15 protein-coding genes are annotated in these 15,846 nt (G+C 61.2%); 1 reads left to right on the top strand and 14 read right to left on the bottom strand.

The annotated features are described in order from the left end of the window. Positions 1 to 82 precede the first annotated feature (82 nt). From ACM66T_RS02200 to ACM66T_RS02140, 13 genes are all read right to left on the bottom strand, one after another. Positions 83 to 556: a hypothetical protein gene (locus ACM66T_RS02200; RefSeq protein ID WP_231020161.1), complete on the bottom strand. Its 474-nt coding sequence runs from the start codon at positions 554 to 556 to the stop codon at positions 83 to 85. A 33-nt stretch (positions 557 to 589) separates the two neighbouring features. After that, on the bottom strand, positions 590 to 2,536 hold the full coding sequence (locus ACM66T_RS02195) for a penicillin-binding protein 1A (RefSeq protein WP_231020159.1): 1,947 nt from the start codon (positions 2,534 to 2,536) through the stop codon (positions 590 to 592). After that, entirely contained in the window at positions 2,533 to 3,228 is a 696-nt protein-coding gene (locus tag ACM66T_RS02190; RefSeq protein WP_231020157.1) for an ATP-binding cassette domain-containing protein, read from the bottom strand. The genes ACM66T_RS02195 and ACM66T_RS02190 overlap by 4 nt, the downstream gene beginning before the upstream one ends. Positions 3,229 to 3,233: 5 nt before the next feature. Beyond that, complete coding sequence (locus ACM66T_RS02185; protein ID WP_231020155.1) at positions 3,234 to 4,331, bottom strand: aminotransferase class I/II-fold pyridoxal phosphate-dependent enzyme; 1,098 nt, start codon at positions 4,329 to 4,331, stop codon at positions 3,234 to 3,236. Further along, the gene (locus ACM66T_RS02180) at positions 4,328 to 5,080 is read right to left on the bottom strand and encodes a M48 family metallopeptidase (RefSeq protein WP_231020154.1); all 753 of its coding nucleotides are present in this window, start codon (positions 5,078 to 5,080) and stop codon (positions 4,328 to 4,330) included. The genes ACM66T_RS02185 and ACM66T_RS02180 overlap by 4 nt, the downstream gene beginning before the upstream one ends. Then, the gene (maf, locus tag ACM66T_RS02175) at positions 5,077 to 5,640 is read right to left on the bottom strand and encodes a septum formation inhibitor Maf (protein WP_231020152.1); all 564 of its coding nucleotides are present in this window, start codon (positions 5,638 to 5,640) and stop codon (positions 5,077 to 5,079) included. The genes ACM66T_RS02180 and maf overlap by 4 nt, the downstream gene beginning before the upstream one ends. 4 nt (positions 5,641 to 5,644) lie before the next feature. Further along, complete coding sequence (locus ACM66T_RS02170) at positions 5,645 to 6,181, bottom strand: hypothetical protein (RefSeq protein ID WP_231020150.1); 537 nt, start codon at positions 6,179 to 6,181, stop codon at positions 5,645 to 5,647. Next, entirely contained in the window at positions 6,178 to 8,727 is a 2,550-nt protein-coding gene (alaS, locus tag ACM66T_RS02165) for an alanine--tRNA ligase (protein ID WP_231020149.1), read from the bottom strand. The genes ACM66T_RS02170 and alaS overlap by 4 nt, the downstream gene beginning before the upstream one ends. A 76-nt stretch (positions 8,728 to 8,803) precedes the next feature. Beyond that, a complete protein-coding gene (locus tag ACM66T_RS02160; protein WP_231020147.1) occupies positions 8,804 to 9,145 on the bottom strand; it encodes a hypothetical protein in 342 nt (113 codons plus the stop codon). Positions 9,146 to 9,204: 59 nt separating this feature from the next. Next, positions 9,205 to 9,822 (bottom strand): DedA family protein, encoded by a 618-nt coding sequence (locus ACM66T_RS02155; protein WP_231020145.1) that lies wholly within the window; start codon positions 9,820 to 9,822, stop codon positions 9,205 to 9,207. Beyond that, positions 9,822 to 10,838 carry an undecaprenyldiphospho-muramoylpentapeptide beta-N-acetylglucosaminyltransferase gene (gene murG, locus ACM66T_RS02150; protein ID WP_416768730.1) on the bottom strand — a complete coding sequence of 339 codons (1,017 nt, stop codon included), beginning with the start codon at positions 10,836 to 10,838 and terminating at the stop codon, positions 9,822 to 9,824. The genes ACM66T_RS02155 and murG overlap by 1 nt, the downstream gene beginning before the upstream one ends. Beyond that, complete coding sequence (locus tag ACM66T_RS02145; RefSeq protein WP_231020141.1) at positions 10,835 to 11,995, bottom strand: FtsW/RodA/SpoVE family cell cycle protein; 1,161 nt, start codon at positions 11,993 to 11,995, stop codon at positions 10,835 to 10,837. The genes murG and ACM66T_RS02145 overlap by 4 nt, the downstream gene beginning before the upstream one ends. 101 nt (positions 11,996 to 12,096) lie before the next feature. Then, on the bottom strand, positions 12,097 to 12,936 hold the full coding sequence (locus ACM66T_RS02140) for a hypothetical protein (protein ID WP_231020139.1): 840 nt from the start codon (positions 12,934 to 12,936) through the stop codon (positions 12,097 to 12,099). 61 nt (positions 12,937 to 12,997) lie between these two features. Between ACM66T_RS02140 and ACM66T_RS02135 the strand changes: the two genes are divergently transcribed. Further along, positions 12,998 to 14,821 carry a peptidoglycan D,D-transpeptidase FtsI family protein gene (locus ACM66T_RS02135; RefSeq protein ID WP_416768729.1) on the top strand — a complete coding sequence of 608 codons (1,824 nt, stop codon included), beginning with the start codon at positions 12,998 to 13,000 and terminating at the stop codon, positions 14,819 to 14,821. Positions 14,822 to 14,987: 166 nt separating this feature from the next. Here ACM66T_RS02135 and panC read toward each other — a convergent pair whose 3' ends face one another. Then, positions 14,988 to 15,809: a pantoate--beta-alanine ligase gene (panC, locus tag ACM66T_RS02130; protein ID WP_231020137.1), complete on the bottom strand. Its 822-nt coding sequence runs from the start codon at positions 15,807 to 15,809 to the stop codon at positions 14,988 to 14,990. Between the last annotated feature and the right edge of the window lie 37 nt (positions 15,810 to 15,846).

Raw genomic sequence — 15,846 nt, 5'->3', positions numbered from 1 at the left:
GCCCCTTATCCCTACACCACTCTTCCCACTCGACAATCTATTTTTTTCACTCTAACCGCTACGTTGCTTGTTGTCATAAAGCCTAGAAACTGATGGCGGCGGTGATCTCCGGGTAGCCGCGGCGGATCGTATCGCCGTTGCTGCGGCTGTACCACTCCTCGGCCCAGCCCACCGACAGGTAGGCGCGTCCTTCGGCGTAGGCGATCCCTGCCCGGGCCCCTAGGGTCTCGTAATCGTCATAATGGCCGCTGATGAAAGTGTGCCGGTAAAAAACACCGGCATAAGGACGGAAGGTAGGCGAGAGGGGGATATAATAGGTCACCGGCAGGTCAACCTCGTTCATCGTCGGCGTGCCGCCGAACCAGCCACGGTAGCCGACGCCGACGGAGAGGCCGTTAAAGGCGAAGTAGTTCGCGCTGACCCCCACGATCGTGTAGGTGCTGTCAAAGCCGCTGCCGCTACCCACGGTCAGCGCCACGCTCTTTGTTCCGGCGTCAAAGACCCCCGCATGGAGCAGAAGTGCCGTCGCCGTGATGCCAAAGGTTATCTTTGTCATACGCTCTCCTTTGGGCCATTGTAGCACAGGCGGCTAGAAGAGCAGACCGTCCTCCGCTTCGGAAGGCATCTTCTCCACCGGCGGCGGCGACGCCTTGGTAAAGAACTCCTCTGCCCCGTTACGCTCGACCTTCGTCACCCCTTCGGGCATCACGAATTTGCGCGGGACCTGCGGGAAGAGATGCAGGAGCTGGGTGTAAAATTTCCGAAACGCCGGGGCCGCCGCCCGGCCCCCCGTCTCCCGTTTGGGCAGCGGGGTATTGTCGTCGTTTCCGAACCAGACCACCGTCTCCACGCTCGGAGAGTAACCGGCGAACCAGGCGTCGATGGAGTTGTTCGTTGTCCCGGTCTTGCCCGCCGTTTCGATACCGCCGACCGCGGAGGCGCGGCCCGTACCCCGCAGCACGACGTCGCGAAGGATCGTCGTCATCAAGAAGGCCTGGGCCGGGCTCGTCACCTCACGCTGCTTCGGCTCGGCATCGTAATGCGTCCCCCGTTTGTCAATGCTCGTAATAAGGTAGGGATCGCTCTGCACCCCGCCAGCGGCAAAGGAGCTGTATGCGCCGGCCAGTTCGACCGGCGAAAGGGTGATGCTGCCCAGGGCCAGGGAGAGGTCCTTAGGCAACCCTGCAAACTGGTAGCGGGCGAGTTCGCGGTAGATGCGTGAGAGCCCGATATCCGTCACCAGGTTGATCGTCGCAAGGTTACGTGAATGCACTAGCGCTTCGCGCAAAGTGATCAGCCCTTTATAATCGCGTTCATAGTTCTTGGGCTGCCACTTCTTCTCGCTCCCTTCCGTTTCATAATCATAGGTCCGGGCGATATCAACCAGCTCCGTTGCCGGCGAATAGCCCAGATCCAGCGCGACCTGATAGATGAAAGGTTTGAACGCGGACCCCGGCTGGCGGCGGGCCTGCGTCGCCCGGTTGAACGCGCTCTTGGTGTAATCCACACCGCCGACGAGCGCGAGGATCTCCCCCGTCGTGGGCTCGATGCTGACCAGCGCGCCGTTGAGCTCTCCGAACTGGCTGGCGTTGGCATCTTCGTCCTTTTTCATCGCCCGCTCGAGAATGCCGTCATAGGCGTATGAGAGGGCCTCACGTCCCGCCTCCTGCAGCCGCAGGTCCACGGTCGTGTTGATCGTATAGCCGCCCGTCCGGATATCGGGGTAAAGCACCGCCGCCCGCCGCAGGACCTCGTCCGTGACGTAGGGTGCGCGGTTCTGCGTCAGGGTCTCGTCAAAGACCCCCGGGCGCTCCTGCAGCGCCGTGTTGTAGCTCTCGTCGTCCACCCACCCCAGCGCATGCATCCGTGAGATCACCCGGTTCGCCCGTCCAAGGGAAAGCTCGTAGTTGCGTGTCGGCGCGTAAAAGGAGGGGGCCTTGGGAAGGCCGACGAGTATCGCGGTCTCTTTGAGCGTCAGGCGGTTCAGCGGCTTGTGAAAATACCCCTCTGCCGCCGTTTTGATCCCGTAGTAGCCGTGACCGAGGTAGATGGCGTTGAGGTAGCGCTCCAGGATCTCCTCTTTGCTCAGTTCCGTTTCGAGTTTCAGCGAGAAGATAAGCTCTTTGAGCTTGCGCGAAAACTTCTTCTCCCGCGTCAAGAGGGTGTTCTTGACCAGCTGTTGGGTAATCGTACTCGCACCTTCGACAAGCTTCCCTGCCTTGATGTCCTTGATGATCGCACGGAAGATCGCATCGACATTGACGCCGCGGTGTTCGAAAAAGGTCGTATCTTCAATGGCCAGCAGGGCTTCGATCACCAGCGGCGGGATCTCGTCAAAGGTGACGTAGGCGCGGTTCTGCTTATCGAAAATATTGGCGATCTTCTCGCCGTTCCGGTCATAAATGTACGTTGTCATCGGCGGGTTGTACTGGACCAACTTCCGGGTCTCGTGACCGTACTGCGCCACAAAGTAACCGATGAAAAGGATAAGGGCGACCACACCGGCCAGGCCTCCCCACAGCAGAATTTTTTTCACGTTCTATACTCCCTCCCGGCGAAACTAGATTCAATCAGTGTGCGTGTATATGCATGTTCGGGCGACGCCATCACCTGCGCCATCGCCCCCTGCTCCACCACGCTGCCCTCGCGGATGACGCACACCTCGTCGCACAGCGCACGCGCCGAGACGATATCGTGGGTCACAAAGAGCATCTGGAAGCCCATCTGTGTCTGCAGCTCCCGCAGCAGCGCGATAATAACGCGGCGTGTCTCGGGGTCAAGGGCCGTCGTCGGCTCATCGAGCAGGAGCAGTTTGGGTGCGTGCGACAGGGCGATGGCGATCACGGCCCGCTGCAGCTGCCCGCCCGAGAGCTCCGGCGGGAAACGCTCGAGCAGCGCCGCATCCAGACCGACCCGCGTCATCAGCGCCGCCGCTTCCGCCGGCGGAACCCCGTCGAAATGGCCGCCGACCCTGGTCAGCGGCGAGAGGGCGGTAAAGGGGTTTTGGGGTACGAAGGCGACGGTGTCGCCGCGGCGGAGCTCAAAGGGGGCATCCATCTCTATGGTCGACGTCATCGCGGGCGGGAGCATTCCCAGCAGCGCCTTGAGCGTCAAGCTCTTTCCGCTGCCGCTCTGTCCCACCAGGGCCAGCGCGCTCTCGATGCCAAAGGCGATATCCACCAGCGTACCGCCGTCATATTCGATCCGCAAACGTTTAATCTGAATCATCGCGCCTATTTTACCCAACGGGCGATAATCTCGCAACCGCGCCGCAGGCTCCCCTCTTCGACTCCGAGCCGACCGATCAGCCGGATGATCGCCCGCTCCACCGTCGGCTGCCGGATGGCGCCGACGAGCATCCCCTCCGCCAGCAGCGCCGCCTGGATCGCCATCACCTTCCGGTTGTCGCCGACGGGGACGGCCGCGATAAGACCCTCCGCCGCGGTGCCGAGGAGCCCGTTCATCATCGCGCGACGCGCCTCGATCTGTGCCCTCAGCTCCTCGGCATTCTCCAAGATATAGTTCAGCGACGCATGCGCCAGTGCCGTGTCAAAGAGCGACGGCGCCGTGGCGTAAATGACGGGCTTTGCGCGGTTGACGAGGTAATCCGCGATATGGCTTGACGAAAGCACGTAGGCCCCAAAGCTGCCGTACGCTTTGCCCAGGGTCCCCATCTTGATGTGGTTGGGTTTCGGTGGAATCCCGTAGAGATCGAATACGCCCAGCAGCCGCGAACCGACCACCCCGCTGCTGTGCGCCTCGTCAATGATCAGCAGGGCGTCGTAACGCTCCGCGAGCGCAAAGATCTCCCGCGCCATCAGATCCCCATCCATGGAGTAGATCCCCTCGACGGCGATGATGCGCCGGCGGGCGGCGGAGGCGGCAAGCTTCTCCTCCAGCTCCCGGACGTCGTTGTGGCCGAAAAGCGATACCTTCCCCTCGACGAGTTTCGAAGCGAGCACCCCGCTGGCATGGTATTTCTCATCCATAAAGAGCTCGTCGCCCCGGCGCACGAGGGCCTCGATCATCGCCAGGTTCGCGTTGAATCCGCTCCCCATCACGATGCCCGATTCAAAGCCGTTTGCATCGCAGAGCGCCGCTTCGAATTCCCGGTGAACGGCATGGTAGCCGTTGACAAGCATCGACGCCTTGGGGGCGTGTACCTTCTCCCCGCTCAGCCGCGCGACGGCCGCATTAAAGAGTTCCGGTTTTTCCGCCAGCCCCAGGTAGTCGTTCGAGGCGAGATCCGTGATCGCCGGATCGAACACCCGGCGTTCGCGGTAGCGCCCCGAACGTTTCAGGGCGGAAAGCTCGTTGTCGTAATACTTCATCGCTGTGCGGGGAGTTTTTTGATAAAGGCGTTGATCGCGTCGATGCGCGACTGGTCCGAGGGGTGCGTCGAGAGGAACTCCGGTGATTTCTTCCCACCCGAGGCCGCCTGCATCCGTTCCCAGAACCTGACAGCCTGGTGCGGATCGAATCCCGCTTTCCACATCAGGTAGATGCCGATCTGATCCGCCTCCGATTCATGTTTGCGGCTGTAGGGAAGCAGAACGCCCAGCTGGGTGGAGAGACCGTAGGCCTGGTTGTACAGTCCCTGGTACTGCGCGGGGATCTCCAGGGCGGCGCCGAGCAGCTGCGCCCCGGCATTGCTGACCATCTGCATCGACATCCGTTCCGCCCCGTGGCGCGCGAGGGCGTGGGCGATCTCGTGGCCCATGACCGTTGCGATCTGGTCGTCGTTCTCCGTCAGCTTGAGCAGTCCCGTATAGAAATAGACCTTCCCGCCGGGAAGGCAGAAGGCGTTAAGGGTGTCGGACTCGATGACGTTGAACTCCCACTGGAAATCGTCCCTTCCGCTGACCGCGGCGATCCGTTCCCCGATGCGGCGGACCCGCGCCACCTGCGCACTGTTTGTGGAGAGTTTGGCACTCTTTTTGAGCTTCTCCGATTCGCTGAGCCCCAGCGCGACCTCCTGCTCGTTGGAGATCAGAATGAGTTGGGAACGCCCCGTCACAGGGGTTTTCGCACAGCCGGCGATCATCAGCATGAGCATCACTGCGGTAGCAAGTCGTTTCATACGCCCTCCAGGAATGGTTTGAGGGCCTCGACGTTGAGCCCCATCGCGGTACTTTCATTGCCGCGGACGCTGCGGATGTAGGGTTTGCAGAACCCTTCGACCATGCAGCCCCCCGCCTTGCCGCGCCACTCCCCGGAGGCAAGATAGCGCTCCAGGTCCTCGGGGTCGAAGGGGGCGAAGAGGTAATCCGTCGCGGAGATGTCAATGAGCTTCAGACGGGGGGAGTGGTAGATCATGCAGGTGATGATGGAGGTAACGCTGCCGCTCTGCGTCATCAGGATATTGCGGGCATCATCGAGACAGCGCGCCTTCCGCAGGATTTGTCCCTGCGACGTCACGACGGAATCGGCAACGAGGAGCGGATGCCCCTCGATGCCGAAGGTCCGCATTCCTGCCTCATACTTCCCTACCGTCGCCTGGTAGACGAAATTTTTCGGCGAAGCGGCGACGATCTGCTCCTCGTCATAGTCCATCGGGGTCTGGATAAAGTCGATCCCGGCCTGCTCTAACAGCAGGGCCCGGCTTTGCGAGGCGGAGGCGAGGCGGAGGGGAGCGGCCATGACCTTACGCGTGCGAGTAGCGCAGCGTGACTCCCAGGTAGATGGCGATAACACCGAGGATGATGTTCAGCGGGACCATGTACTTCCCGATCAGCCCCAGCAGCCCTTTGGCCGCGGCGAAATCGCCGGCATCGATCTTTTTCTGCGCCTTGTTGCGTCGCAGGATCATGGCGCCCAGGTTGAGGGCCATGATGAGCCAGATCGCCTCTTTAACGTGCACGAGCTGATAGGTCGCGAACGCCGCTTCGTCAATAACATTGCCGTTCGCGTCCACCGACGCGGCGCGGAAGCCCCAGCCTACGGCCATCAACACGGCCGTGATGATCAGAATGACAACAAAGGGGCTGACGATCGCGAAGAGACGCTTCAGCGCATGGGCGGTGCGCGCCAGGCGCACCGGGGGCTCAAGCTCCATGAAGGAGTTGTGCGCGGCGAAACGCATGGCGATCATCCCGCCGACCCAGACGACGGCGCTGAGCACATGCAGGAAGACGATCAGCGTGCTGTACTCCCAGAAGAAGGTAACCATGGCCTCTTTCATGACAGCGCCTCCGTAATATAGGCTTTGGACGCCTCAAGCGCTTCGGGCAGTTTTGAAGCATCTTTGCCGCCGGCCTGGGCGAAGTCCGGACGTCCGCCCCCGCCGCCGCCGAGAATCGGTGCGATAGCTTTGATCCAGTCGCCGGCTTTGGCACCGGCATTCTTGACGCCGGCGGCGATCATCACCTTGTCGCCTTTGACCTGGAAGAGCATCGCCGCGACGCTCTCGTTCATGTTCTTGAGCTCGTCGATGCGCCCTTTGACGTCGCCGCTTTTGATCTCTTCGACGAAGACGCTGACGCCGTTGATCGTCTCCGCGTCCAGGGACTCCTTCGCGGCGTTCTGGGCGTCTTGAAGCTCCACTTTCAGCGTATTGATCTGCTCTTTGAGGCGTTCGACCCCGGCAAGCACGTCACGGTTCTTGACGGCGGCTTCCGCTTCGCCGATCAGGTGGCGCTGCTGCTTGAAGTAGTCGTAGGCCGCCTTGGAGCAGACCGCTTCGATCCGTCTGACACCGGCGCTCACCCCGCTCTCTTTGGTGATGACGAACATCCCGATCTCGCTCGTGCTGCCGACGTGGGTCCCGCCGCAGAATTCGATGGAGGCGTCGCCGAAGCGGACGACGCGAACACGGTCACCGTACTTCTCGCCGAACTGCGCTTTCGCGCCGCTCTGCTTGGCAGCTTCGATGTCCATCTCCTCCGTCATGTTGGAGAGGCCGCGCTGCACCACGAGGTTCACGCGCTCCTCGACGGCGGCGATCTCCGCGGAGGTCATCGCCTTGGGGTGGGAGAAGTCAAAACGGAGACGGTCGGCCTCGACGAGGGAGCCCGCCTGGGAGATATGCTCGCCCAGCTCTTCGTACAGCGCCGCATGCAGCAGGTGCGTCGCCGAGTGGTGGCGTTCGATCTCCTGGCGCGCTTCATCGACGACCGCCGTGACGGTGTCGCCGACGTTGATCGTCGCGGTCGCGCGGATCTTGGAGAGGTTGAGGCCGAAGAATTTCTTCGTATCGAGGACCTCGGCAACCCCTTCGAGCAGACCGGTGTCGCCCGTCTGTCCGCCGCTTTCGGCATAGAAAGGCGTCTCATCCAGCAGTACCCACCCTTCGTGGCGGGCGTGGAGGCTCTCTTCGCGGCCGAAGCCCTCGCTGAGCAGGGCCAGGACCTTCGACTCGCCTGTCATGCGGCCGTAACCGACGAAGCTGTTCTCGCCGAACTGCTCCAGCAGCGTTTTGAAGTCCCCTTCGACGTGGGCGTCGCCGCTCCCCTTCCAGGCCGCTTTGGCCCGTTCGCGCTGCTCGGTCATCAGACGCTCGAAGGTCGCCGTATCGAGGCCGAGCCCCTTTTCGCGCAGCATATCCTCGGTGAGGTCGAGAGGAAAGCCGAAGGTATCGTAGAGTTTGAAAGCGGTCTCACCGCTGAAGACATCCTTCGTGTTCTTGAGCTCTTCGCTGAACAGGGCAATCCCATCCTCGATCGTTTTGAAGAAGCGCTCCTCTTCAAGCATGATCTGCTCTTTGACAACGGGCGCTTTTTCCGACAGGTACGGGTATTGATGCCCCATCAGTTCCACGACCGTATCGACGATCTCGTGCATGAACGGCTTGGTGAAGCCCAGCAGGTAGCCGTGACGTACCGCGCGGCGAAGGATACGGCGCAGGACGTAACCGCGCCCCTCGTTGGAGAAGTTCGTCCCCTGGGCAAGCAGGAAAAGGACGGTGCGGATATGGTCGGCGATGACGCGGTAGCTCGCACCGGTAGCGTATTCGTAAGGCTTGCCGATCAGGTCGACGACCTTGTTGATGATCGGCATAAAGAGGGAGGAGTCGTAGTTGCTCAGCTTCCCTTCCTTGACGGCGACGACGCGCTCGAGGCCCATCCCCGTATCGATGGAGGGCTTGGGCAGCGGGTTGAGCTCGCCCTTCGCATTGCGCTCGTACTGCATGAAGACGAGGTTCCAGATCTCCAAGAAACGGTCGCCGTCGCCGCCCATGTAATCCTCGGGGCCGTTGAAGTGCTCCGCACCCTGGTCGATGAAGATCTCTGAGCAGGGACCGCAAGGGCCGGTATCGCCCATCTGCCAGAAATTGTCTTTGTCCCCCAGGCGCATAATGCGGTCCGCAGCGATGTGCTTCTTCCAGATCGCCTCGGCTTCGTCATCGCTCTCGTGTACCGTGACCCAGAGCTTCTCTTTGGGCAGGGCAAGCACCTCGGTCACGAACTCCCACGCGTAGGCGATCGCCTCCTCTTTGAAGTAGTCGCCGAAGCTGAAGTTGCCCAGCATCTCGAAGAAGGTGTGGTGGCGGGCCGTGTGGCCGACGTTTTCCAGGTCGTTATGCTTTCCGCCGGCGCGGACACAGGTCTGGCACGACGTGGCACGGGGGTTCTCGGGTACCGGCACCTCGCCGGTAAAGATCGTCTTGAACGGGACCATCCCCGCGTTATTGAACAGCAGCGTGGCGTCGTCGGGCACCAGCGGTGCGCTCGCTACCGGCGTGTGGCCCTTGGATTCAAAAAATTTCAGATAGGCTTCGCGTACATCCATACTCTCATCACTTTGTGCGGCAAAGCACCGCGGTAAAATATGCGCGATTATAGCGAAGCGGGGATTAAGTGTAGCTCTAAAGGCGGGAAAGCGCGGCGGCGATGTGGCGGCGGATGGTCCAGAGGCTTGCGACAAACTCGAAATAGAAACGTTCCGTCTCCGTGTCGACCTCCCCCGTCTGCCCGATCAGCTCCAGCCGCTCCATTGCCTCGCGCAGATAGTCCCGTTCAAGGGCACAGGCGCAGCAGACCTCGTGCTCGCTGTTCATGCCGTCGTTGAGCATCACATACGAACGGGTAACGCAGTCGGCAAGCTGCACGGCATAGTCACGATCACGCAGCATCTCGGCCGACAGCGGATCGATTTTGGCGATGAGGGCATCAAACTGCCTGTTGATCGACTCGATCGTCTCTTTCATGGGGTCTCCTGGCACCGCATTCGGTGCCCCATGATACATAAGTTTTCCTAAAGAGTCACTCAAACCTCATCGGGGGTTTTGCACGGTCGTCTCCGGCGGTAGACATAGAAGGCGACCAGCAGGACCACCCCGACGAAAACCGCCAGGGTGATCTCCCGCAGGTAGCTCTTCAGCAGGGCCTCGTTCTCGCCGATCAGGTAGCCTACCAGTACCAGGATCAGGCTCCACAGCCCCGCCCCGAGTGCCGTATATGCCACAAAGGGTGCCAGGGGCATTCGCGCCAGGCCGGCAGGGATGGAGATGAGCTGCCTTATGCCCGGCAGCAGGCGCCCCGAAAAGGTTGAAATGGGGCCGTGTGCCCTGAAAAAGGCATCGAGCCGCTCCAGGCTCTTCTCGGAGATAAAGACGTAGCGCCCGTAGCGGCGCAGCAGGGGAAGGCCGAGCGAGAGCGCCAGGTAGTAGTTGATGAGCGCACCGGTCAGCGATCCCATCAGCGCCATGAGCATGACCACAATGGGATGCATCTCCCCCTGGGCGATCAGATAGCCCGCCGGCACCAGCACCACCTCGCTGGGGAAAGGGACGAAGGAGCTCTCCACCGCCATCAGGGCGAAGATCCCGACATAGCCCAGCCCCAGGACTGCCTCGACGAGCCACTGCGTCAGTTCCGCCAGCATCAGCACGCCCCCCGGACGGCAGAAATGATCGCTGCGGCTGCATCGTCGCCTTCCAGGGCCCGCAGTCCCCTGCTGGCCGCTTCAACACCCTCGTCGAGCATCTGTTCAAGCAGTTCGGGGCGGAGCTCCGCTTCCCGGACGACCCGGGAGAGCCCCTGCTCTGCCAGGTACATCGCGTTGTAGTACTGGTGGTCCCCCGCCGCGTAGGGGTAGGGAACGTAGAGCGCCGGCAGTCCGTTCGCCGCCAGCTCCCAGAGCGTGCTCGCCCCGGCACGGCTGACGGCGAGGTCGCTGCGCGCAAGCAGGGAGGGGAGTTCCTTCGTAAACCCGTACAGCTCCGCCCCTATGCCCATGGCCGCATACGCCTCCCGGACCCGTTCATAGTCGCGTTCGCCGCACTGGTGGATAATGGCGATCCCGCGCCGTGCCAATGCCGGGGCGACGGCAAGGGCAAAGTCGTTGATCGCCTTCGCCCCCTGCGAGCCCCCGAGGAAGATCACCGTTTCTACGCGCTCGCGCACCCGCGCCGATTCGAAGAGCGCGCGGTTCACAGGATAGCTTTTGACGGGGCTCTGGGAGTCGTAGGAGCTGAAAAAACAGCGGGCGTAGCGCCGAAGCAGACGGTTGAGCCGCCCGGTCACGGCGTTTTGTTCATGGATAAAATAGGGGATCTTCAGGGAGAGGGCCGCGAAAGAGGCCGGCGCCGCCGAAAAGCCCCCGACGCTGATGACGGCATCGGGGCGGTAGCGCCTCATGATCCGCCTTGCCTCCAGTGCCGACCGGGCCACCCGCCACAGCGCCGCCAGTTTCGCCACTCCCCGGCGGTTGACGACCCCCGTCGTCTCCAGAAAATGGGTCTGCTCAAACGCGGAGCCCTCCCCGAACCACATCCGGTCCTGCCCCGTGGTCGATCCGATGAAGATCGCTTCGTCGCCTGCCGCGGAGATCGCGTCCAGCAGGGCCTTGGCAATGGCCAGGTGTCCGCCGGTCCCGCCGCCTGTCAATACGAATTTCAATACTGTGCCTTTTTCGAGATCATCAGGACCATTCCCACCCCGACGGCCGACGCCATCATCGCCGAGCCGCCGTAGCTGAGGAAGGGTACCGATATCCCCTTGATGGGGGTAATGCCGCTGATGCCGAAGGCGTTGAGCAGGAACGCGAAGGCCAGCAGCAGCCCGATCCCGACGCAGAAGAGCGAATAGCGGGCGTTCCCGATGCGGTTGGCGATCGTAAAGATGCGTTTGAGCATCCAGAGAAAGAGACCCGTCACGACGGCGATACCTATAAACCCGAACTCCTCGGCGATCCCCGCCAGGATAAAGTCCGTATGCACCTCGCTCAGAAACCCCAGCTTGAAGGTCCCGTTGCCCAGGCCCGTACCGATGATCCCGCCGTTATGGATCGCGTTGAGGGAGTGGCTGATCTGGTAGGGTTCGTCGTGGGACTGCACCCGCAGATGCGCGGCGATAAACTCGGGCATCAATGAGAGGATGGAGTCCTGCGCCAGCGACCACCAGGAGATAATGCGCGCGACCCGGTGCTGGGCGGTAAAGATGAAGACGACAAAGGCGCCCACGGCGAAGGCCATGAGCACCAGGAAGAAGCGGAAACTGCTGCCGGCGAGCATCAGCATGAAGAGCAGCGACATCGCCAGGACCATCACCTGCCCCAGATCCTTCTGCATCACTGCGATCAGGACCATCACCAGGATAAAGAAGGCGGCATAGGGAATGAACTGCCGGAACTCCCCCTTTATCCCGAGTTCGCTGTGGTGGCGGATCTTGCGCGAAAAACTCCAGGCGAGAAAATAGACAAACCCGATCTTGAAAAGCTCGACGGGGGCCAGGGAGACCCCGGCCAAGCGGATCCACCGTTTCGCCCCGCCGACTTCCGTCACCAACGACGACGGCATAAAGGGCATCCCCATCATCAGCACGAGCGCCCCCAGAAAGAACAGAAAACCGAGGCGGCCGAGCCAGACATCGGGGTCAAGCTGGGCGATGCCCCACATGAGCAAAATGGAGAAGAGCCCAAAGGCCATCTGGCGCAGGGCAAAGTGCATCGGAGCGTAATCGAAGAGAACCACCGTGTATTCCGAGAGGGAGTAGATCATCACGATGCTGATCGCGATCAGCGTAGAGGCGGTGACGAACAGGGTTCTATCGGGCATGCGCACTCCGGCTTTTTTTTGGATGTATTTTAGCCGCCGAAGGCTTATGGGCACCTCTATACGCTTCGCCCCCGGCACGCTCCGTGCGGCAGAATCCGTACCTAGTCGCAGGTGTGGTTGGGGAGGCGGAACGTCTGGGCGCCGCCGAAATAGAGCGTATTGTTCTCCAGGCGTACGCGGTAGCGTTCGACGCCCCCTTCGCCGAAGTTCAGCAGCAGATCGTCTCCTTCGATATGCCACTCCCCCCGGCGCAGCACCCGCTGACGCGACGTTTCATTCGCCACGGTATGGACCCCCCGCAGCAGCGTGTCGCCGTTGCGGCAGAGCCACACTTCCCGTTTTTCTGTAAAGGCGCCGCTGTTCTGGTAGAAGACGAAATGGCCTCCGCTGATGCGCTGGTACACCCCCTCCGCGTGTGCGGGCAGGGCCCGCAGGGGCGTGAATCCGATGCTGTCGCCGAGGGTGATCATCGTCTGGCGCATCCCCTCGTACCCTTCGGGTGTAAAAAAGCCGTAGAGCACGACCGCACGCCCCTGCGGTCCCAGCACGACATGGATCAATGCCCGGGTAAAGGCCTCTTCGCCCTGGACCCGGTAGAGGCGGTAGAACAGCGACGGCCGCAGCGCCGCGATCTGTGACGAGGAGCGGAGCTCCAGTCCGTAATACCGCATCTGCTGCGGGAGCATCTGCCGGGGATCGCCCAGGACGCTCGTGTTCGCCTCCATAAGGACACGTCCCGCTCCGTCGGGCGACTGCAGCACCAGGGGACCGCGTTCGCCGACAAGCTGTGCCTGCCACTGCGCGGGCAGCATCAGCGATGCCCCCAAATTCGGGGCACTGAGTTTCTGCGGTCCGGTGTAGACCCTTCCTGCCGCCAGCGTTTCGGCAGCAAGGATTCCCGGCAAAAAAAGCAGCAGCAACGTCAGGGTGCGTATTATCATCCGCACACTATACACTAACCCCCCTTTCAAGCACAAAACGCTATAGTCCGATTACTGAAACATGCAGGGCGGAAGCAGCACGATGGCCAACGTTGAACTGAACAAAAAGAAAAAAATCGTCATTCTCTTTTTGATGATCTCCTTCGCGTTTGCCGTCTTTGCCCTCGTGATGGCGGGCAAGGCTTTGGGCGAGCGCCACACCCCCCGCCTCTACACCTCCGGCACGACCAAAGCGATGCGCGGCAGCCTTGTCAGCGCCGACGGTTTCCATATCGCCACAACCCGCAAGCTCTACAAAGCGACCGTCAACACCCGCAACATCGATCCCGACAAAAAAGAGCTCTTCGTGCAGCTTTTTTCCGTCTACAGCGGTATCCCCGTCAAGAAAATCCGCCAGAAACTCGGCAAACGCCGCGGCAACGTGGTGCTCAGCTACGACATCTCCCCCAAGCGGGCACAATACCTCAAAAGCCTCGCCTTTGAGCTGCGCAGGCTCGGGGTCTTCGTCGAGTACGAAACCCCTTCGGGCGATACGATCCTCCACGGCCTCAACGTTGTCGAAAGCGGGGAGGCCCGCGTCTACCCCTACGGTGATCTGCTCACCCCCCTGATCGGCTACCCCCGCAAGTTCGAAGAGGACGGCTATACCCGCAACCGCGGCATCAAGGGGCTGGAAAAACAGTTTGACGATTCGCTGCAGGCCCGCCGCAACGGCTACACCTATGCTCCCCGCGACGCCAATAACTACAAGCGTCTGACAAAGGAGAGCCTCTTTACCCCGCCCCTGGACGGCTACGACCTTCAGCTCACCATTCCCGTCACCCTGCAAATAAGGGTCGAGCGCATTGCAGACGCCATGAAAGATTATCTCGATGCCGAAGAGATCATGGTCGTGATCATGCGCAGCGACGACGGGGAAGTGCTCTCCCTTGCCAGCTCCAACCGCTTTCTGCCGACGCAGATCAAAAAAAGCGACTACAGCGCCCTCAATACGGGAGCCCTTGAGTACAGTTTCGAACCGGGTTCGGTCCTCAAGCCCCTCGTCTTCTCCATTCTGCTCGAACACGGGAAGGTCAACCCCTTTGACATCGTCAACGGCCACGGCGGACGCTTCAAGATGGGGCGCAAGGTGATCACTGACGAGCACAAATTCAACTGGATCAGCGCGGAGAACGTCATCGTCCACTCCTCGAACATCGGCATCGCCCAGCTGGCCCAAAAGCTCGAAGGGGACGAATTCGCCGAAGGGCTGCGGAACTTCGGCCTGACCAGGCCGACGGGGATGGAGTTCCCCTATGAAAAACGCGGGGTCCTCCCCAGCGTCCGGCAACTGAACGCCGAAATCTACAAGGCCACCACCGCCTACGGCTACGGCCTGCGCGTCGACCTGATGCAGTTGATCAAGGCCTACAACGTCTTCAACAACGGCGGAAAAGCGGTCACACCGACCGTCGCCAACAAGCTCATCGACCCCGCGACGGGCGAGACCATCGCCCTTGAAACCGACGACCCGGTCCAGGTCCTCACCCCCTCCACGGCCGCGAGGATGAAAAAGATCCTGATCAAAACCGTCCGGGAGGGGACCGGAACGGGCACGATCACCCCCGGCCTCGAGATCGGCGGCAAAACGGGAACAGCCCACATCGCCGAAGGGGGCCGCTACGTCAACCAGTACAACACCTCTTTCCTCGGCTTCGCCAACGACACGCAGGGGCACCGCTACACGATCGGCGTCACCGTTATAAAGCCGAAGAAATACCACTTCGCCTCTCTGACCGCTGTCGCAGTCAACAAAAAAGTGATCGATATGATGGTGCGGGAGGGGTATCTCGTGCCGGACCCGGTGGCGGCAGCGGAAGAAGTGGCGGTCAGTACCAAACACTGAGTAGTAAGCTTACATTTCTTCTGTCAAGTCAGAAACGGTCCTTAGCGTGTCAGCCGGATCACCGGGGGATGGCATGCCCCGAAAGCGGCAGCCTTTCGCACTTTCTTCTTTCGGGTTCGGTTTCTTCTTTGTGCGAGCAAAGAAGAAAGGGAACGAACAACCTAACTCAAATCCAGACGTTATCCAAAAGCCGCGTCGTCCCGACAACCGCCTCGACAAGAATGATCGTATTGCCGACGTCGACGGTGTCTATCGGCATAAACGCCCGGTTGACGATGGCCACATGTTCGACTTCCAGCGGTTCCAGGACGGCCAGCATCTCCGCATAAAGGCGGTCGCTTTCCAGGACCCCCCTTCCGACCAGATGCGACGCCTTCGTGAGTGCGCGGGAGATCTTCAGTGCTTCGCCGCGTTCGTCGGCGGAGAGGTAGGCGTTGCGCGAACTCAGTGCCAGCCCGTCGCTGTCGCGTACCGTATGGCACGGCACGATCTCGACGTCCATAAAAAGGTTCTTGACCATCGTCTGGATGAGCATCAGCTGCTGGGCATCTTTCCGGCCGAAATAGGCGCGGTCGGGACGGACGATATTGAGCAGCTTGTTGACGACCGTCAGCACCCCGCTAAAATGCCCCGGGCGCGACGTTCCTTCGAGAATGTAGCCGCGTACATCCGGGGCGATGAGGCTCACTTCGTCCTCGCCGTACATGTCAGACACATCGGGGTAGAAGAGGTAATCCACCCCGGCCAGGCTGCAGATCTTTTCGTCGGCCTCTTTGCGGCGCGGATAGCTCTCCAAGTCCTCCCCGGCGAGGAACTGCGTCGGGTTGACGAAGATGGAGACGACGACGATGTCGTTCGCCTCTCTGGCCGCCTGGATCAGCGTCTTGTGACCGATGTGAAGCGCCCCCATCGTCGGAACGAAGCCGACACTGCCCTGCGTCGCTTTAAGCGCGGCTTTCAGGGCATTGGGGCTCTTGATAATCTCCATGTTTTAAGCCTCTATTGAATATAATCGGCATTATATC

This window comes from Sulfurimonas sp. ST-25 (assembly GCF_048079205.1).
In the GTDB taxonomy this organism is placed as follows: Bacteria; Campylobacterota; Campylobacteria; order Campylobacterales; family Sulfurimonadaceae; genus Thiomicrolovo; species Thiomicrolovo sulfuroxydans.
This window is presented reverse-complemented; position numbering and strand designations above follow the sequence as displayed.

Excerpts from the sequence above, each read along its gene's own strand:
- ACM66T_RS02200 (WP_231020161.1), bottom strand. The coding sequence starts at position 556 with ATGACAAAGATAACCTTTGGCATCACGGCGACGGCACTTCTGCTCCAT.
- maf (WP_231020152.1), bottom strand. The coding sequence starts at position 5,640 with ATGGCCGCTCCCCTCCGCCTCGCCTCCGCCTCGCAAAGCCGGGCCCTG.
- ACM66T_RS02180 (WP_231020154.1), bottom strand. The coding sequence starts at position 5,080 with ATGAAACGACTTGCTACCGCAGTGATGCTCATGCTGATGATCGCCGGC.
- alaS (WP_231020149.1), bottom strand. The coding sequence starts at position 8,727 with ATGGATGTACGCGAAGCCTATCTGAAATTTTTTGAATCCAAGGGCCAC.
- ACM66T_RS02190 (WP_231020157.1), bottom strand. The coding sequence starts at position 3,228 with ATGATTCAGATTAAACGTTTGCGGATCGAATATGACGGCGGTACGCTG.
- ACM66T_RS02185 (WP_231020155.1), bottom strand. The coding sequence starts at position 4,331 with ATGAAGTATTACGACAACGAGCTTTCCGCCCTGAAACGTTCGGGGCGC.
- ACM66T_RS02140 (WP_231020139.1), bottom strand. The coding sequence starts at position 12,936 with ATGATAATACGCACCCTGACGTTGCTGCTGCTTTTTTTGCCGGGAATC.
- ACM66T_RS02135 (WP_416768729.1), top strand. The coding sequence starts at position 12,998 with ATGCAGGGCGGAAGCAGCACGATGGCCAACGTTGAACTGAACAAAAAG.
- ACM66T_RS02155 (WP_231020145.1), bottom strand. The coding sequence starts at position 9,822 with ATGCTGGCGGAACTGACGCAGTGGCTCGTCGAGGCAGTCCTGGGGCTG.
- ACM66T_RS02170 (WP_231020150.1), bottom strand. The coding sequence starts at position 6,181 with ATGAAAGAGGCCATGGTTACCTTCTTCTGGGAGTACAGCACGCTGATC.
- ACM66T_RS02145 (WP_231020141.1), bottom strand. The coding sequence starts at position 11,995 with ATGCCCGATAGAACCCTGTTCGTCACCGCCTCTACGCTGATCGCGATC.
- ACM66T_RS02160 (WP_231020147.1), bottom strand. The coding sequence starts at position 9,145 with ATGAAAGAGACGATCGAGTCGATCAACAGGCAGTTTGATGCCCTCATC.
- panC (WP_231020137.1), bottom strand. The coding sequence starts at position 15,809 with ATGGAGATTATCAAGAGCCCCAATGCCCTGAAAGCCGCGCTTAAAGCG.